This window comes from Xanthomonas sp. LMG 12462 (genome assembly GCF_009192885.1).
In the GTDB taxonomy this organism is placed as follows: domain Bacteria; phylum Pseudomonadota; class Gammaproteobacteria; order Xanthomonadales; family Xanthomonadaceae; genus Xanthomonas_A; species Xanthomonas_A sontii.
The window spans coordinates 17,408-35,027 of record NZ_NMPP01000048.1 but is presented as its reverse complement, the minus strand read 5'-3'; the positions used below and the strand labels follow the sequence as shown (position 1 = coordinate 35,027).

Genomic DNA, 17,620 nt, shown 5'->3' with positions numbered 1-17,620 from the left:
TGTTCCACTTCGTTCCATCGAAGCACCACGCACCACCCATAACGAGCATCACGTCTTCCTGGAGGGAAAACCCCACATGCAACACACCCCGCACTCCGCCCGGCCCACGCGCAAGCTGTTGAGCTGCGCCCTCGCCAGTTGTCTGCTGCTGGGCGCCGCGCCGGCATTCGCGCAAAGCACCGGTGCCACCATCCGCGGCCAGGTCAAGGTCGATTCGGCGCCGGCCGCGTCCGCGCAGGTCACCGCCACCAACCTGGCCACCGGTCTGAGCCGCAGCGTGCAGACCAGCAACGGCACCTATTCGGTCGGCGGCCTGCCGCCGGGTTCCTACCGCATCGACGTCACCGCCGACGGCAAGACCACCTCGCAGAACGTCACCGTGCAGGTCGGCCAGACCGCCACCCTGGATCTGGGCGTGGGCGGCGAAGCGGCCACCGCCAACGGGCAGGGCGCGACCACGCTCGACGCGGTGCAGGTGCAGGCGCCGCCGGTGCTGGTGGAAACCCGTACCTCGGAGAACGCCACCTACATTTCCAACGTGCAGATCGAGAAGCTGCCGCAGGCCACGCGCAACTTCCTTGAGCTGGCCGACAGCGTGCCGAGCGTGCAGTTCCAGCGCGACGCCAAGGGCAACACCACGGTGCGCTCCGGCGCGACCTCGGCCAACGGCACCAACGTCTACATCGACGGCATCAGCCAGAAGAACTACGTGCTGACCGGCGGCGTCAGCGGCCAGGATTCCAGCCGCGGCAACCCGTTCCCGCAGTCGGCGATCGGCGAGTACAAGGTCATCACCTCCAACTACAAGGCCGAGTTCGACCAGGTCAGCAGCGCGGCGATCGTCGCCTCGACCAAGTCCGGCACCAACGATTTCCACGGCAGCTTCTTCTGGGATACGACCAACGACGACTGGCGTGCCGAAAGCCCGCTGGAGCGCAAGGCCGGCCAGCGCGACGACTTCTCCGAGACCCAGTACGGCGCCACTTTCAGCGGCCCGATCCTCAAGGACCGCGCGCACTTCTTCGTGGCCTACGAGGCCAAGGAATACACCACGCCGAACACGGTGATCCCGGGCGGCATCTACGCCGACCGCGTCGACCAGCTGCCGGCGCAGCTGCAGCCGCTGGTCGCCACCTACAGCACGCCGTTCAAGGAAGACCTGTACTTCGGCAAGATCGACTGGACCCTGGGCGACAACAACCTGTTCGAGCTGACCGGCAAGTACCGCAAGGAAGACGAGCTGTCGGACATCGGCAACACCACCACCTACCAGCACGGCAGCAGCAACGGGCAGAAGGAAAAGCGCGCCAACCTGCGCTGGCAGTACAGCGGCGAGGCCTTCCTCAACGATCTGAACCTGAGCTACGAGAGCGCGTTCTGGACCCAGACCCCGCTCACCGACGGCAGCGGCTACGTGCTGTCCTATGTGCCGCAGGCCGGCAACGAGACCACCATCCTCAGCGCCGGCGCCGGCAGCAGCTTCCAGAACAAGGGCCAGAAGGGCTGGACCCTGCAGGACGACCTGACCCTCAACAGCCTCGACTGGCACGGCAGCCATACCATCAAGATGGGCCTGAAGTACAAGGACATCCAGCTCGATTCGACCCAGATCAATCCGGCCAATCCGCAGTACTACTACAACATCCTCAGCGATGTCGGCACCCCGTACCGGGTGCGCTTCGGCGACACCGGCGACGGCGGTTCGGTGCAGTCGCAGAACAAGCAGTACGGCATCTACCTGCAGGACGACTGGGAGGTCAACGAGCACCTGACCCTGAACCTGGGCGTGCGCTACGACTACGAGAAGACCCCGTCGTTCCTCGACTTCGTCACCCCGGCCGACGTCGCCAGCGCGCTGCTGAACTGGCGCAATCTGGACAACGCCAACTACGACATCGCCAACTACATCAGCACCGGCAACAACCGCAAGGCGTTCAAGGATGCCTGGCAGCCGCGCCTGGGCTTCTCCTACGACCTGTTCGGCGACCAGGCGCACGTGATCTACGGCGGTGCCGGCCGTGCGTACGACCGCAACCTGTTCGACTACCTGGCGCTGGAGCAGCTCAACAACAACTTCCGCTCCTACAGCTACTACTTCAGCAGCGCCAACACGCCGTGCCTCGGTCAGCCGTGCGTGGCATGGGACCCGAGCTATGCGACCCAGGCCGGCCTGAACGGGCTGGCCGCCTCCACCACCGCCGGCACCGGCGGCGGCCGCGAGGTGTACCTGATCGACAACAACATCAAGGTGCCGTACTCCGACCAGTTCAGCCTGGGCATGCGCAACATGCTGCATTTCTGGGGCAACGACTGGTACACGGACGTGACCCTGAGCCGCATCGTCAGCGAGGACGGCTTCGTGTTCCTGCGCGGCAACCGCCGTGCCGACGGCTCGTTCTTCCTGCCCGGCACCACCTCCGGCGTGCCCACCGATTCGCCCAACGGCTACAGCGCGATCGTGCTCGGCACCAACGGCCTGAAGACGCGCAACAACCAGCTGGCGCTGAAGCTGGACAAGCCCTACGACAAGGAATCGGGCTGGGGCCTGACCGTGGCCTATACCTTCTCCGACGCGAAGGAAAACCGCCAGTACGGCGAGCACTATGCGCTGGACCAGCCGTCGATGGCCGGCTACGGCTGGCGTGAGGCCGGCGGCATCCCGAAGAACCGCCTGGTGGTCACCGGCATCTACGATCTGCCGTACGACGTCACCCTGTCGGCCAAGCTGTCGCTGGCCAGCCAGACCCCGCGCTACGGCACCAACTGCCTGGCGGGCAACGACCAGTGCTATATCATTCAGTACAAGCCGGACGCCACGTTGGGCTACAAGGAATTCAGCCTGGCGGCGAACAAGGAATGGGATACCGGGTCGGGCATCAAGTTCAACGTGCGCGCCGATGTCATCAATCTGTTCAACTGGACCAACTACGCGGACTACAACACCGCAACCGGAACGTACGCCGATCTGAATACGGCGTTCGGTACGCCGAACGGCGTGCTCGCCTCGCCGATGCGGACGTTCAAGCTGTCGTTCGGCTTGAACTGGTAAGCAAGGTCGCCGCGGCTCCCGTGCACCGGGGGCCGCGGCGATGCGGAAGTGGGGTATTTTTTGCGTGCATGTAAACGATTTCACGGGGGGCACGATGAAGAAGCAGCGCAGGTTCATCAGGTTTTCGTTGATGGTGATGGCAGCAGGGGTGCTGCTGACGGCGTGTAAAAAGGTCGAGGAGCCGAAGGCGGTGGAGAAGAAGCCGGTGCAGGTGATCCTGGTCGAGGCGGAACTGCCGCCCAAACCGCTGAAGCCCGAGCTGCCGCAACTGTTCAGCGACATCGAGCGGCGCACTTTCCAGTTCTTCTGGGACACCACCAACGACACCAATGGCCTGACTCCCGACCGCTTCCCGTCGCGTCCGTTCGCCAGCATCGCGTCGGTGGGGTTCTCGCTGACGGCGTATCCCATCGGCATCGAGAACGGCTGGATCAGCCGGACCCAGGCGGTGGATCGCACCCTGACCACGCTGAAGTTCTTCCGCGATGCGCCGGTCGGCCCGCAGCGCACCGGCAAGGCCGGCTACAAGGGCTTCTATTACCACTTTCTGGACATGCAGAACGGCCACCGTTACGACAGCTGGGTGGAGCTGTCGAGCGTGGATACCGCGCTGCTGATGATGGGCGTGCTGTTCGCGCAGTCGTACTACGACGGCGACGACCCGCGCGAGAAGGAGATTCGCGAGATCGCCGACACGCTGTACCGGCGCGTGGACTGGACCTGGCTGCAGCAGCGCGATCCGCTGATCTCGATGGGCTGGTTCCCCGAAAGCGGCTTCATCAGCCACGACTGGATGGGCTACAACGAAGCGATGATGCTGTACGTGCTGGCCTTGGGATCGCCCACCCATGCGGTGAGCCCGGATGCGTGGACGGTGTGGACCCGCACCTACAACAACGACTGGGGCGTGTACTACGGCCAGGAATACCTGTCGTTCGGGCCGATGTTCGCGCACCAGTACAGCCATGTCTGGATCGACTTCCGCGACATCCAGGACCAGTACATGCGCGAGCGCGGCATCGACTACTTCCTCAACAGCCGCCGCGCGGTGCTGGCGCAGCGCGAGTACGCCATCGCCAATCCGATGAAGTGGAAGGACTACGGCGAGAACGTGTGGGGCCTGACCGCCAGCGATGGGCCGCAGAACACCGAGCAGGAGTATCGCGGCGAACAACGCCAGTTCCGCCACTATTCCTCGCGCGGCGCCGGCCTGCGCGAGAACTTCGACGACGGCACCATCGCGCCGACCGCGGCGGTGGCCTCGCTGGTGTTCGCGCCGGAAGTGGTGATTCCGGCCACCGAGGAGATGCACAAGCGCTACGGCGACTTCATCTACTCCAGCTACGGCTTCCTGGATTCGTTCAACCCCAGCTTCAACTACGATATCCCGCTCAAGACCGGCCGCGTCGTGCCCGGACGCGGCTGGGTCTCCAGCGACTACATCGGCATCGACCAGGGCCCGATCCTGACCATGATCGCCAACTACCGCAACGAGTTCGTCTGGAACGTGATGAAGAAGAACAAGTACATCCGCACCGGACTGGAGCGCGCCGGCTTCAGCGGCGGCTGGCTGACTCCGGAGGGCGAGGCGCAGCCGGTGCCGAAGAAGGACGAGCAGGCCGCCGCGGCGCGGGCGATCGGCATCGCCGAGTCGCGCGCCGCCGCTGCGCAGGCGCAACAGAACCCCGACCAGCGCCAGCCGCAGAAGCCCGAATGAGCGCAGCACGCATGATCGGTCGTTGGGTGTCGCTGGGCTTGCTGATGGTGGCCGTGTGCGGGTGCGCGCGCGCCCCGCAGGGCGAGGTGGTGCGGTTCTGGGCGATGGGCCGCGAGGCCGAGGTGGTGGCCGAGCTGATCCCGGAGTTCGAGAAGGAGAATCCCGGCATCCACGTGGACATCCAGAACATCCCGTGGACCGCCGCGCACGAGAAGCTGCTGACCGCCTTCGCCGCCGACGGCCTGCCGGACGTGTGCCAGCTGGGCAACACCTGGATCCCGGAATTCGCCGAACTGGGCACGCTGCAGCCGCTGCAGCCCTATGTCGAGCGCTCCAAGGTGGTCGACCCGAAGGACTACTTCCCCGGCATCTGGGACACCAGCGTCATCGATGGCCAGCTCTACGGCATCCCCTGGTACGTGGACACGCGCCTGCTGTTCTATCGCAAGGACATGCTGCGCGACGCCGGGGTGACCAAGCTGCCGCAGACCTGGGCCGAGTGGGAGCAGGCGATGGCGGCGGTGAAGAAGCATGTCGGGCCGAAGCGCTACGCCATCCTGATGCCGCTCAACGAGTTCGAGCAGCAACTGTCGCTGGGCCTGCAGCTGCCCGATCCGCTGCTGCGCGACCACAACAACTACGGCAACTTCGAAAGCCCCGGCTTCCGCAAGGCGCTGGCGTTCTACGCCAACATGTTCGACCAGGGCTGGGCGCCGAAGATGTCGGAGACGCAGATCTCCAACGTCTGGGACGAGTTCTTCAACGGTTTCTACGCGTTCTACATCTCCGGCCCGTGGAACATCCGCGAGTTCCGCAAGGTGCAGCCGGCTGCGCTCAAGGACCAGTGGGGCACCATGCCGCTGCCGGGTCCGGACGGCCCCGGCGCCGGCATCGCCGGCGGCACCAGCCTGGTGATCTTCCGCAAGTCCGAGCACAAGGACGCGGCGTGGAAGCTGATCGAGTTCCTGTCGCGGCCGCAGATCCAGGCGCGCTTCCACGCGCTGATCGGCGACATGCCGCCGCGGCGCAGCACCTGGGCGTATCCGTCGCTGGCCGACGATCCGCTGGCGCACGCCTTCCGCGATCAGCTGGAGCGGGTCAAGCCGGCACCGAAGGTGCTGGAGTGGGAGCGCATCGTGCAGGAGATGCGGCTGGCCACCGAGCGCGTGGTGCGCGGCGGTGAGCCGCAGGAGAAGGCGATGCGGGAACTGGACAAGCGGGTCGACGAGATCCTGGAGAAACGCCGCTGGATCCACCAGCAGCACCGCGAAGGCACGGCGGCGCCGGCCGCGGGAGCGGCGCCATGAAGCGCGGTTCCCTGATCGGCTGGTTGTTCGCCGGCCCGGCGCTGATCGTGATCGGCGTGTTCTTCGGCCTGCCGGTGCTGTCGGCGCTGGCGCTGAGCGTCACCGACTTCGACCTGTACTCGCTGGCCGATCGCCACAACCTGCGCTTCGTCGGCTTCGGCAACTACATCGAGTTGCTGCAGACGCCGATGTTCTGGAAGTCGCTGTGGAACACCACGTACTTCGTGATCGTCGGCGTACCGCTGTCCATCGGCGCCTCGCTGGGCGCGGCGCTGCTGCTGAACGCGCCGGTGGCGCGCTTCAAGGCGCTGTTCCGCACCGCGCTGTTCGCGCCGGTGGTGACCACGCTGGTGGCGGTGGCGGTGATCTGGCGCTACCTGTTCCACACCAGCTACGGCCTGGTCAACTACGGCCTGGCGCATCTGGGCATCGGCCCGATCGACTGGCTCGGCGACCCGCACTGGGCGATGCCGACCATCATGCTGTTCGCGGTGTGGAAGAACTTCGGCTACAACATGGTGATCTTCCTCGCCGGCCTGCAGGCGATCCCGCAGGACCTGTACGAGGCCGCGCGCATCGACGGCGCCTCCAAGTGGCGGCAGTTCCTGCACATCACCCTGCCGATGCTGGGGCCGGTGCTGCTGGTGGTCGGGGTGATCACCGTGTCCGGCTACTTCCAGCTGTTCGCCGAACCCTACGTGATGACCCGCGGCGATCCCCTGCAGAGCACGGTCAGCGTGCTGTATTACATGTTCGAGGAAGGCTTCAAGTGGTGGAACCTCGGCCGCGCGTCGGCGGTGGCGTTCCTGCTGTTCCTGATCATCCTGGGAGTGACGACGGTGATGCTGCGCTTCGGCCGCAAGAGGGACCTGGTATGAGCCGGGAGATCGGCGCCTCGCGCTGGAACACGCTGCTGGTCAACGGCGGGCTGCTGCTGCTCGCCGTGATCAGCCTGGCGCCGCTGTTGTGGATGGTGTCGGTGTCGTTCATGCCGGCGGGGCAGGCCAGCCGCTTCCCGCCGCCGATGCTGCCCACCGGCGCCACCCTGGCCAACTACGGCGAGCTGTTCTCGCGCACCGGCATGGCCCGCAACTTCGCCAACAGCCTGCTGGTGTCGTGCGCGATCACCTTCGGCTCGCTGCTGATCAATACCATGGCCGGCTACGCCTTCGCCAAGCTGCGCTTCGTCGGCAAGGAGCGGATCTTCCAGATCCTGCTGGCGGCGCTGGTGATCCCGGCGCAGGTGGCGATGCTGCCGCTGTTCCTGCTGATGAAGCAGCTGCACCTGGTCAACAACTTCGGCGGCGTGGTCGTGCCGGCGCTGGCGACGGTGTTCGGCATCTTCCTGGTGCGACAGTACGCGCGTTCGATTCCGGACGAACTGCTGGAGGCCGCGCGCATCGACGGTGCCGGCGAGCTGCGGATCTTCTTCCAGATCGTGCTGCCGATGCTCAAGCCGGTGCTGGTGACGCTGACCATCTTCACCTTCATGGCGGCGTGGAACGACTTCATGTGGCCGCTGATCGTGCTGACCGACCAGGAGCACTACACCTTGCCGGTGGCGCTGGCGGCGCTGTCGCGCGAGCACATCATGGACGTGGAGATGATGATGGCCGGCGCGGTGGTCACGGTGGTCCCGGTGCTGGCGCTGTTCCTGGCGCTGCAGCGCTACTACATCCAGGGCCTGCTGCTCGGCAGCGTGAAGGGGTGAGGCGCAACGCTTGCGCGCCACTGGCGCGCGTTGCGCCGAACGCCAGGCCATGGATGGCCGGGCCGGGTCGTCCGGAGCCGATCGGTTGCGCCAGGGATGGCATGGGAAACAGGCGAGTGCGGCGACGCGCTTGCGAGCCATTGGCTCGCGCGTTCCCGAACGCCCGGCCACGGATGGCCGGGCCGGACGTTCTGGTGTGGGATGGTTGCGCCATGGACGGCAGCATCGATGCGGAACATCGAGCGCCACTGGCGCGCGCGTTCCCGAACGCCCGGCCATGGATGGCCAGGCCTGACGTGTAGGAGCGGCTTCAGCCGCGACAACATGCAAGGCGATGCCGAGGGGCGCCGATGGGTGCGATGCCCGCTGGGATGCACAGACACATACAAGCAGACACGCAACGAAACGACAGCGACGGGGAAGGCGATGAGGGACGGTATGGCGATGACGTGCGCACGCGCGATGCTGGCGATGCTGGGACTGGCGGCCGCCCATGCCGTCGCCGCGCCGCCGACCTCCACGGTGACGCTGGACAGCTTCAACGATCTGGACAAGTGGCAGATCGTCGTCTCCAACCAGGTCACTGCCTCGACCCGGCTGGTGCAGGCGCCCAGCGGCGGCCGCGCCAAGGCGCTGTGCCTGGACTACGACTTCAACGGCGTGTCCGGCTATGCCGGGATCCGCCGCAGCGTGCCGATCGAGTACCCGGACAACTACCAGTTTTCGTTCCAGCTGCGCGGCGAGTCGCCGAGCAACGACCTCCAGTTCAAACTGGTCGACGCCAGCGGCGACAACGTGTGGTGGGTCAACCGGCCGCGCTACGACTTCCCCACGCAGTGGAGCACGGTCACCTACAAGAAGCGGCAGATCGACAAGGCCTGGGGACCGAGCCCGGAGAAGGAGCTGACCCGCAGCGCACAGATCGAGTTCACCATCTACAACCAGGTCGGCGGCGCCGGCACGGTGTGCTTCGACCAGCTGACCCTGACCCCGTTGCCGCCGCAGGACACCTCGCCGCTGACGGTCAAGGTCAACACCGATACCGCGCCGGCGTTGGAGCAGCGCATCGCTGACGGCAAGCCCGACACCGTCTGGTACAGCGGCAATGCCAAGACCCAGACGGTGATGCTGGACCTGGGCAAGGTGCGCGAGTTCGGCGGCGCCAAGGTGCAGTGGGCGCCGGGCGTCTATGCCTCGCGCTACACCGTGCAAGGCTCGGCCGACGGGCGTAGTTGGCGCGAGTTGCGCAGCGTGACCGCCGGCAACGGCGGCACCGACTGGCTGGCGCTGCCGGAAACCGAGGCGCGCTACGTGCGCTTCGACCTGCAGGACGGCCCCAGCTTCCGTTACGGCATCGCCGACATCACGCTGCAGCCGCTGGCCTTCGCCGCCACCCAGAACGACTTCATCAAGTCGGTGGCGGCGCAATCGACCCGCGGCTGGTTCCCGCGCGGCTTCAGCGGCGAGCAGCCGTACTGGACCATCGTCGGCCTGGATGGCGGCCGCGAGCAGGGCCTGGTCGGCGAGGATGGCGCGATCGAGGTGGGCAAGGGCGGCTTCAGCATCGAGCCGTTCCTGCTGCTGGACGGCAAGCGCCTGAGCTGGGCCGACGTCAAGACGGCGCAGAGCCTGCAGGACGACTACCTGCCGATTCCCAGCGTGGACTGGAGCCATGACAACGCCGCGCTGCGCGTGACCGCCTTCGTGCAGGGCGAGCCGGAGCAGGCGCAACTGGTAGCGCGCTACCGGCTCAGCAACCCGAGCAAGCAGCCGCACGACTACACCCTGGCGCTGGCGGTGCGTCCGTTCCAGGTCAATCCGCCCAGCCAGTTCCTCAACACGGTCGGCGGGGTCAGCCCGATCCGCTCGCTGGCCTTCGCCGGCACGCAGGTGCAGGTCAACGGCCAGCCGCGGGTGTTCGCGGTGCAGAAGCCGGATGCGGCGTATGCCAGCGCGTTCGACGCCGGCATGGACGTCGAACGGCTGAGTACCGACGCCAGCGGCCTGCCGCAGCAGGCGCAGGATCCGGACGGACTGGCCTCCGGCGCCTTGCTGTACCGCGGGCGTCTGGCCCCGGGCGAGGTGCGTGAGGTGGCGCTGGTGATCCCGCAGACCGGTAACGCCGGCGTGCCGGCAGGCTTCGATGCGGCACGCGCGCAACAGCAGGTCGCCGCGCAGTGGCACGAGAAGCTGGACCGCGTGCAGTTGCATGTGCCGGCGCAGGGCAAGGCGGTCACCGACACGCTGCGCACCGCGCTGGCGCACATGCTGATCTCGCGGATCGGTCCGCGCCTGCAGCCGGGCACGCGTTCGTACTCGCGCAGCTGGATCCGCGACGGCGCGATGATCTCCGAAGGCCTGCTGCGCCTGGGCCGCGCCGACGTGGTGCGCGAGTACGTGGAGTGGTATGCGCCGTACCAGTTCGCCAACGGCATGGTGCCGTGCTGCGTGGACGACCGCGGCAGCGATCCGGTGCCGGAGAACGACAGCCACGGCGAACTGATCTACAGCGTCGCCGATTACTACCGCTACAGCGGCGACCGCGCCTTCCTGGAACAGATGTGGCCGCACGTGCTCGGCGCGTACACCTACATGGAACAGCTGCGGCTGAGCGAGCGCACCGACGAGAACCGCGCGCGCAACGCGGCCTTCTACGGGATGATGCCGGTGTCGATCAGCCACGAGGGCTATTCGGCCAAGCCGATGCACTCGTACTGGGACAACTTCTGGGCGCTGCGCGGCTACAAGGACGCGGTGAGCATCGCCGCCGAACTCGGCCGCATCGACGATGCCGCGCACTTCGCCGCCTCGCGCGACCAGTTCCGCCAGGACCTGTACGCCTCGCTGGACGCCGCCACCCAGCAGCACCACATCGACTTCCTGCCGGGCTCGGCGGAACTGGGCGATTTCGATCCGACCTCGACCACCATCGCGCTGGCGCCGGGCGGCGAGCAGGGCCGGCTGCCGCAGGCGCTGCTCGACAACACCTTCGAGCGTTACTGGAGCGAGTTCGTCGGCCGCCGCGACGGCACCCGCGAGTGGAAGGACTACACCCCCTACGAGTGGCGCAACGTGTCCGCGTTCGTGCGCCTGGGCTGGCGCGAGCGCGCGTGGGAGGCGACGCAGTTCTTCTTCAAGGACCGCACGCCGCAGGCGTGGAACCAGTGGGCCGAAGTGGTCTCGCGCACGCCGCGCAAGCCGTTCTTCCTCGGCGACCTGCCGCATGCCTGGGTCGCCTCGGACTTCGTGCGCTCGGTGCTGGACATGTTCGCCTACGCCCGCGACGTCGACGACAGCCTGGTGCTGGCCGCCGGCATCCCCGCCGACTGGCTCGACGGCAAGGGCGTGGCGATCGAACAGCTGCGCACCCCGCAGGGCCCGCTGAGCTACCAGCTGCGCCGGCAGAAGAACCGGCTGCTACTGAACATCCCCGAGGGCCTGCGCATGCCCAGCGGCGGCCTGGTGCTGCCGTGGCCGTACCCGGGCGAACCGGGCCGCACCCTGGTCAACGGCGAGGCGGCGCAGTGGGAGCACGGTGAACTGCGCATCCACGCGTTGCCGGCGGATGTGCAGATCGAGGTGCGGTGAAGCCGGGAATGGGGAGTGGGGAATCGGGAATCGCAAAAGCAAAAGCAAAAGCGCCGGCATGCCGGCGCTTTTGCTTTCTGGAGTATGGAGTTGTGAGAGCCGAGGTTCGGGTTTTTACCGATTCCCGATTCCCGAATCCCGATTCCCGGCTTCACGCACGATCGCGGCCGCCTTCGCCGAGCTCTCGCGCACCTTGTCCCAGGCGCCGTCGGCCAGCCAGTCCTTGGGCACCATCCACGAGCCGCCGATGCAGACCACGTTGGGCTGGGCCAGGTATTCGGCGGCGGTGCTCTCGCCGATGCCGCCGGTGGGGCACAGCTTGAGCTCGGCCAGCGGACCGGCCAGGCCCTTGAGCATCGCCAGGCCGCCGACGGCGGAGGCGGGGAACAGCTTGCACACGCGGAAGCCGCGCTCCATCAGCGCCAGCAGTTCGCTCGGGGTGGCCGCGCCCGGCACCACCGGCAGCGGCGCCTGCGCCAGGGCGTCGGCCAGGGTCGGGGTGGTGCCCGGGGTGACGATGAAGTCGGCGCCGGCGTCGATCGACTGCTGCAGCTGGGTGGCGTTGAGCACGGTGCCGGCGCCGATCACGATGTCCGGCAGTTCGCGCTTGAGCATCGCCAGCGCGTCCATCGCCACCGGCGTGCGCAGGGTCAGTTCGATCGCCGGCAGGCCGCCTTCGAGCAGTGCGGCCGAGACGCGGCGCGCTTCTTCCAGGGTGTGGACGGTGACGACGGGCAGGATGCCGGCCGCGCGCAGCAGCTGTTCGGCCTTGGTCTGGTGTTCGGCGATGGTCATGGGCGTCTCGGTTGCGATGGGGGCGAGGCCCTGGCCGCGCACGGCCAGGGCGGGGGAGGGCGAACGGCGGCGCCGGTCAGGCGTCCTTGGCTTCGTGCGGCGCGGCGGCGGCCTCGGCATCGCGGCCCAGGTCGTACTCGGCGTCGTAGTTCCACAGGTCGCCGTCGGCGGCCGGCGGGCCGCAGGAGATCGACAGCGCACCCTGGTCGGCCGGACCGACCATGCGGCGGTTGAGCCCGAACAGGTTGCGACCCAGGTCGTGCGCGGCCGGCGCGGTGTTCGGCGCCAGCGGGCGTGCGGCCCACTCGGCGGCGTCCACAAGCACTTCCAGGGTGCCGGCCTCGCCGTCCAGGCGCACGATGTCGCCTTCGCGCACGCGTGCCAGGGGGCCGCCGCGCGCCGCTTCCGGGGTCACGTGGATGGCCGCGGGGAACTTGCCGGAGGCGCCGGACAGGCGTCCGTCGGTGACTAGCGCCACGCGCCGGCCCTGGTTCTGCAGCAGGCCCAGCAGCGGCGCCAGCGAATGCAGTTCCGGCATGCCGTTGGCCTGCGGGCCCTGGTAGCGCAGCACCACCACGAAGTCGTGCGGCAGCGCGCCGGCGGCGTGCAGCTTGTTCAGCGCCTGCGGCGCGTCGATCACCACGGCCGGCGCTTCGATGGTGCGGAACTGCGGCTTCACCGCCGACAGCTTGATCAGCGAGCGGCCGAGGTTGCCGCGCAGCAGGCGCAGGCCGCCCTGCGCCTCGAACGGGTTGGACGCCGGGCGTACCACGGCCTCGTCGGCGCTCTTGGCCGGGCTCGGCACGTAGGCCAGCTTGCCGTCCTGCACGCAGGGCTCGTCGCCGTAGGCGCGCATGCCGCCCGGCACGATGGTGGCTAGGTCGTCGTGCATCAGCCCGGCGTCCATCAGCTCGCGGAACACGAAGCCGATGCCGCCGGCAGCGGCGAAGTGGTTCACGTCGGCCTCGCCGTTCGGGTACACCCGCGCCAGCAGCGGCACCAGCTGCGACAGCGCGTCCAGGTCGTCCCAGGTCAGCACGATGCCGGCCGCGCGCGCCACCGCCAGCCAGTGGATGGTGTGGTTGGTGGAACCGCCGGTGGCCATCAGCGCGACCACCGCGTTGACGATGGCGCGCTCGTCGATCAAGCGGCCCAGCGGGCGGAAGTCGTTGCCCAGGGCGGTGATGCGCAGCGCGCGCTCGGTCGCCTGCTGGGTCAGCGCCTCGCGCAGCGGGGTGCCGGGATTGACGAAGGAGGCGCCGGGCAACTGCACGCCCATCGCTTCCAGCAGCACCTGGTTGGAGTTGGCGGTGCCGTAGAAGGTGCAGGTGCCGGGGGCGTGGTAGGACGCCGATTCAGCGGCCAGCAGCTCCTCGCGGGTGGCCTGGCCGGCGGCGTAGCGCTCGCGCACCTCGGCCTTCTGCTTGTTGGGGATGCCTGGAGTCATCGGCCCGGCCGGCACGAACACCGCCGGCAGATGGCCGAAGGCCAGCGCGCCGATCAGCAGGCCCGGCACGATCTTGTCGCACACGCCCAGGTACAGGCTGGTGTCGAACATGTCGTGGCTGAGGCCGATCGCGGTGGCCTGGGCAATCACGTCGCGCGAGAACAGCGACAGCTCCATACCCGGCCGGCCCTGGGTCACGCCGTCGCACATCGCCGGCACGCCGCCGGCCACCTGCGCGGTGGCGCCGAGCGCGCGCGCGGTGCTGCGGATGATCTCCGGGTAGTGCTCGAACGGCTGGTGCGCCGAGAGCATGTCGTTGTAGGCGGTGATGATGCCGAGGTTGGGGGTGATCCCGCCTTCCAGCCGGCTCTTGTCGGTGGGGCCGCAGGCGGCGAAGCCGTGGGCGAGGTTGCCGCAGCTCAGGCGGCTACGGAACGGACCGTCGCGCAGCGCGGCGTCGATGCCGGCCAGGTAGGCGCGCCGCGACGGCGCACTGCGCTGGCGGATGCGTTCGGTGATCGCGTGGAGGGTCGGATGCAGGCTCATTGGCGGAAGTGGCTATGAAGGGGGGAATCGGGAAACGGGAATCGGGAATCGGAAGAGCGGGAAGCGGAAGAGCGGAAATGCATCAGCGCGCAGCCGTTGCGAATTCCTAATCACCAATCCCCAATCCCCAATCCCGGCCTCACTCGCACCAATGCACGCGCAGGCGCGCACCAGGCGTGTCGAAGGCGACGCGGATCGGGTACTCGTGCGGATCGGTGCCGGCCAGCGCGCGCTCCAGCACCTCCAGCTTCTGCTTGCCGCGCAACAGCAGCATGCGCTGGCCGATCGGCGCCAGGCCGGCCGGGGTCAGGGTGATGCGCAGCGGCCAGGTGTTGGCGCCGGGGCAGCCGGTGGCGTCGAGCGTGGCGTAAGGCAGCGGGTTGGCCAGGGCCTTGTTCAGGTCGGTGGCGCCCGGGAACAGCGAGGCGGTGTGGCCGTCGCCGCCCATGCCCAGCACCGCCATGCACGCGGCTGGGGCGTGCTGCGCGTGCAGATTGGCCGCGTGCACGCAGTCCTGCAGCGGCTTGCCGACCCGCACCAGCGGCTCGAAGCGCGCCTCTTCGGCGCGGTCGAGCAGGCTGTGCCGGACCAGGTAGGCGTTGCTGTCGCTGTCCTGCGGCGACAGCCAGCGCTCGTCGACCAGGCCGACTTCCAGCTTCGACCAGTCCAGCGGCAACTCGGCCAGCGCCTGGTACACCGGCGCCGGGGTGGTGCCGCCGGACAGCAGCAGGCGCGCGCCGCCGCGGCGCTGGGTCTCCTCGCGCAGCGCGGTGCCGATCTCGGCCGCCGCCGCGTCGATCCATTCGTCCGGATCGTCGTAGCGGATCAGCGTGATGCGGTCGGACAGCGTGGGGCTCATGCAATGGCTCCTGGGGATTGCCGCGCGGCGTCCACCGCGTAGGCGGCGGCGCCGAGCAGGCCGGGACGGGGATGGATCACCGCCAGCGACGGCACCCGCGCCATGATCGACGAAAACCGGCCCTTGTGCTCGAAGCGCTGGCGGAACCCGGAATGCTGGATCGCGTCGAGCATCTTCGGCACCAGCCCACCGGTCAGGAACACGCCGTCCCAGGCGCCCTGCATCAGCACCAGGTCGCCGGCGATGGCGCCGAACACGGCGCAGAACACGTCCACCGTGCGCATCGCCCGGTAGTCGCCCTGCGCGGCGCGCGCGGTGATGTCCTCCGGCTGCAGCGGGCCCGGATCGTCGCCGGCGATCTCGCTGAGCGCGCGGTGGATATTGACCAGGCCGGGGCCGCAGATCAGGCGCTCGTTGGAGACGCGGCCGAACTGCTGCGAGAGCAGTTCCAGGATGCGGATCTCCTCCGGCGTGCCCGGCGGGAAGCTGACATGGCCGCCCTCGGTCTCCAGCGGGAAGCAGCGCCCGCCGCGCATCAGCAGGCCGCCCACGCCCAGGCCGGTGCCGGGGCCGATCACCCCGTAGTTGCGCGGCACCTCGACCGGCGACGGGGTCCAGCTGGCGCCGCCGACCTGGACCACGTCCTGCGGCCGCAGCAGGCTGATCGCCATCGCCTGCGCGGCGAAGTCGTTGATCAGGTGCAGTTCGTCGAAGCCGAGCATGGCGCGGGTGCGCGCCCGCGAGATCACCCACGGATGATTGGTGATGCGCGCCTCGTCGCCATCGACGCGGCCGGCGACCGCGAAGGTGCCGCTGCGCGCGTCCACCCCGGTCTGTTCCAGGTAGTGGCGGGCGGCGTCGCCCAGCGACGGGAATTCCACTACCGCGTAGGTCTGGGTGCTGTCGTCGAGCAGCGGCACCGAAGCGTCGAGATCGGCGAGGGCGAAACGGGCATTGGTGCCGCCGATGTCGGCGACCAGCACCGGGCGCTGCGGCGCGCTCATTGCGCGACCTTCGGCGCGGCGCCGGACTGGTCGCAGGACACGTAGGCCTTCGCTTCCTCCGGCCCCCAGCTGCCGGCCGGGTAGGGCAGCAGCGGCAGGTGCGCCTGCGCCCAGGCGGCGCTGACGCTGTCGATCCAGGCCCAGGCGGCGCGGACTTCGTCGTCGCGCACGAACAGCGCATGGTTGCCGTTGAGCGCGTCGAGCATCAGCCGCTCGTAGGCGATGCGCCGGTGCAGGCCGGTGGGCACGGACAGTTCCAGTTCCAGCGGCTGCAGTTCCAGCGCGCCCCATTCCGGGCCGGCCAGGCTGCTCATCAGCCCCAGTTCGATGTTCTCCTGCGGCTGCAGCTGGAAGGTCAGCCGGTTCGGCGCCACCTGCTGCGCGGCCGGGCGCTCGAACAGCCAGTGGGTGACCGGCTTGAGCGTGACCACCACGCGGGTGGAGCGCTCGGCCAGGCGCTTGCCGGTGCACAGCCGGAACGGCACCCCGGCCCAGCGCCAGTTGTCGATGTAGGCGGTGACCGCGGCGAAGGTTTCCACGTCGCTGCCTTCCGGCGGCTGGTAGGCCTGCGCCGGCTGGCCGTTGATGGTGCCGGCGGTGTAGCGCCCGCGCACGCTGTCGCGGGCGGCATGCTCTGCGCTCAGCGGACGCAGCGCGCGCAGCACCTTGACCTTCTCGTCGCGGATGCGGTCGGCTTCCAGCGACGCCGGCGGCTCCATCGCCACCAGGCACAGCAACTGCAGGATATGGCTCTGCACCATGTCGCGCAGCGCGCCGGAGCGCGCGTAGTAGGCATCGCGGCCGTCCACGCCCTCGCTCTCGGCGACCAGGATGTCCACCGACTCGATGTAGTTGCGGTTCCACACCGCTTCCAGCAGGGTGTTGCCGAAGCGCAGCGCGATCAGGTTCTGCACAGCGGCCTTGCCCAGATAGTGGTCCAGGCGGAACACGCGGTCCTCGTCGATCAGCGCGCCGATCGCCTGCACGATCTCGCGGGCGCTGTCCGAGTCGTGGCCGATCGGCTTCTCCAGCATCAGCCGGTGCGGTGCGGCCAGGGCGCCGCCCAGGGCCAGGCCCTGGCAGGTGCTGATGTACAGCCCCGGCGGGATCGCCAGGTAGCTCACGCAGCGGCGCGCGGTCAGGTCGCGCACCGCGGCGGCCACCGATTCGGCATCGCGCAGGTCCACCGAGCGGTAGTCGATGCGCGCCAGCAGCGCCTGCACGATCGATTCGCCGATCTGCGGCATCGCCGCCTGCAGGCGCGGCTTGAGGATCTCGTGGAACTTGGCGGTGTCGTGCGGCGACAGCGCCAGTGCGCGGATGCGGAAGTCTTCCGGCAGGAAGCCGTCGTCGAGCATGCGCAGCAGCGAGGGGAACAGATAGCGCTGGGCCAGATCGCCGGTGGCGCCGAACAACAGGAAGGTATCGTGCATCGACCGGGTTTCGGTTTCGGGTGACATGGTGTCGATCACCTGGGGGCTAGGAGTGACGTGGCGTGGGAAAGCGAACGGCGGCGACGGCCTGTATCCGGCCGGTTCGGGCGAGGGCGTGACGCGGGAGGGCCGCCAGGCGGGAACGCACGATCCAGGAGATGAAT

11 protein-coding genes are annotated in these 17,620 nt (G+C 68.5%); 6 read left to right on the top strand and 5 right to left on the bottom strand.

The genetic code is table 11. The features are described from left to right. The first annotated feature begins 76 nt into the window (after positions 1-76). From CEK69_RS12875 to CEK69_RS12850, 6 genes are all read left to right on the top strand, one after another. A complete protein-coding gene (locus tag CEK69_RS12875) occupies positions 77-3,049 on the top strand; it encodes a TonB-dependent receptor (protein ID WP_017909686.1) in 2,973 nt (990 codons plus the stop codon). A gap of 136 nt (positions 3,050-3,185) precedes the next feature. Continuing rightward, entirely contained in the window at positions 3,186-4,766 is a 1,581-nt protein-coding gene (locus CEK69_RS12870) for a glucoamylase family protein (RefSeq protein ID WP_173003417.1), read from the top strand. Between the two features lie 44 nt (positions 4,767-4,810). Beyond that, a complete protein-coding gene (locus CEK69_RS12865; protein WP_223875798.1) occupies positions 4,811-6,073 on the top strand; it encodes a sugar ABC transporter substrate-binding protein in 1,263 nt (420 codons plus the stop codon). Continuing rightward, positions 6,070-6,951 carry a sugar ABC transporter permease gene (locus CEK69_RS12860; RefSeq protein ID WP_010342668.1) on the top strand — a complete coding sequence of 294 codons (882 nt, stop codon included), beginning with the start codon at positions 6,070-6,072 and terminating at the stop codon, positions 6,949-6,951. Before CEK69_RS12865 ends, CEK69_RS12860 begins: the two co-directional genes overlap by 4 nt. After that, the gene (locus CEK69_RS12855; protein ID WP_017909683.1) at positions 6,948-7,784 is read left to right on the top strand and encodes a carbohydrate ABC transporter permease; all 837 of its coding nucleotides are present in this window, start codon (positions 6,948-6,950) and stop codon (positions 7,782-7,784) included. The genes CEK69_RS12860 and CEK69_RS12855 overlap by 4 nt, the downstream gene beginning before the upstream one ends. A 471-nt stretch (positions 7,785-8,255) precedes the next feature. Then, entirely contained in the window at positions 8,256-11,372 is a 3,117-nt protein-coding gene (locus CEK69_RS12850) for a discoidin domain-containing protein (protein ID WP_193313982.1), read from the top strand. A gap of 114 nt (positions 11,373-11,486) precedes the next feature. Here CEK69_RS12850 and CEK69_RS12845 read toward each other — a convergent pair whose 3' ends face one another. The 5 genes from CEK69_RS12845 to zwf all read right to left on the bottom strand — a co-directional run bounded on the left by CEK69_RS12845 (position 11,487) and on the right by zwf (position 17,456). Beyond that, positions 11,487-12,167, bottom strand: coding sequence for a bifunctional 4-hydroxy-2-oxoglutarate aldolase/2-dehydro-3-deoxy-phosphogluconate aldolase (locus CEK69_RS12845; protein ID WP_152237421.1), 681 nt, complete (start codon positions 12,165-12,167; stop codon positions 11,487-11,489). 76 nt (positions 12,168-12,243) lie between these two features. Further along, positions 12,244-14,160, bottom strand: coding sequence for a phosphogluconate dehydratase (gene edd / locus CEK69_RS12840; RefSeq protein ID WP_017917732.1), 1,917 nt, complete (start codon positions 14,158-14,160; stop codon positions 12,244-12,246). A 139-nt stretch (positions 14,161-14,299) separates the two neighbouring features. After that, entirely contained in the window at positions 14,300-15,019 is a 720-nt protein-coding gene (pgl, locus tag CEK69_RS12835) for a 6-phosphogluconolactonase (RefSeq protein ID WP_152245988.1), read from the bottom strand. Continuing rightward, entirely contained in the window at positions 15,016-16,023 is a 1,008-nt protein-coding gene (gene glk, locus CEK69_RS12830) for a glucokinase (protein ID WP_017917730.1), read from the bottom strand. The genes pgl and glk overlap by 4 nt, the downstream gene beginning before the upstream one ends. After that, on the bottom strand, positions 16,020-17,456 hold the full coding sequence (zwf, locus tag CEK69_RS12825; RefSeq protein WP_193313979.1) for a glucose-6-phosphate dehydrogenase: 1,437 nt from the start codon (positions 17,454-17,456) through the stop codon (positions 16,020-16,022). Before zwf ends, glk begins: the two co-directional genes overlap by 4 nt. Positions 17,457-17,620 lie beyond the last annotated feature (164 nt).

Coding starts and splice junctions, on each gene's coding strand:
- CEK69_RS12875 (WP_017909686.1), top strand. CDS start 77: ATGCAACACACCCCGCACTCCGCCCGGCCCACGCGCAAGCTGTTGAGC.
- CEK69_RS12870 (WP_173003417.1), top strand. CDS start 3,186: ATGGCAGCAGGGGTGCTGCTGACGGCGTGTAAAAAGGTCGAGGAGCCG.
- CEK69_RS12865 (WP_223875798.1), top strand. CDS start 4,811: ATGGTGGCCGTGTGCGGGTGCGCGCGCGCCCCGCAGGGCGAGGTGGTG.
- CEK69_RS12860 (WP_010342668.1), top strand. CDS start 6,070: ATGAAGCGCGGTTCCCTGATCGGCTGGTTGTTCGCCGGCCCGGCGCTG.
- CEK69_RS12855 (WP_017909683.1), top strand. CDS start 6,948: ATGAGCCGGGAGATCGGCGCCTCGCGCTGGAACACGCTGCTGGTCAAC.
- CEK69_RS12850 (WP_193313982.1), top strand. CDS start 8,256: ATGCTGGGACTGGCGGCCGCCCATGCCGTCGCCGCGCCGCCGACCTCC.
- CEK69_RS12845 (WP_152237421.1), bottom strand. CDS start 12,167: ATGACCATCGCCGAACACCAGACCAAGGCCGAACAGCTGCTGCGCGCG.
- edd (WP_017917732.1), bottom strand. CDS start 14,160: ATGAGCCTGCATCCGACCCTCCACGCGATCACCGAACGCATCCGCCAG.
- pgl (WP_152245988.1), bottom strand. CDS start 15,019: ATGAGCCCCACGCTGTCCGACCGCATCACGCTGATCCGCTACGACGAT.
- glk (WP_017917730.1), bottom strand. CDS start 16,023: ATGAGCGCGCCGCAGCGCCCGGTGCTGGTCGCCGACATCGGCGGCACC.
- zwf (WP_193313979.1), bottom strand. CDS start 17,456: ATGCACGATACCTTCCTGTTGTTCGGCGCCACCGGCGATCTGGCCCAG.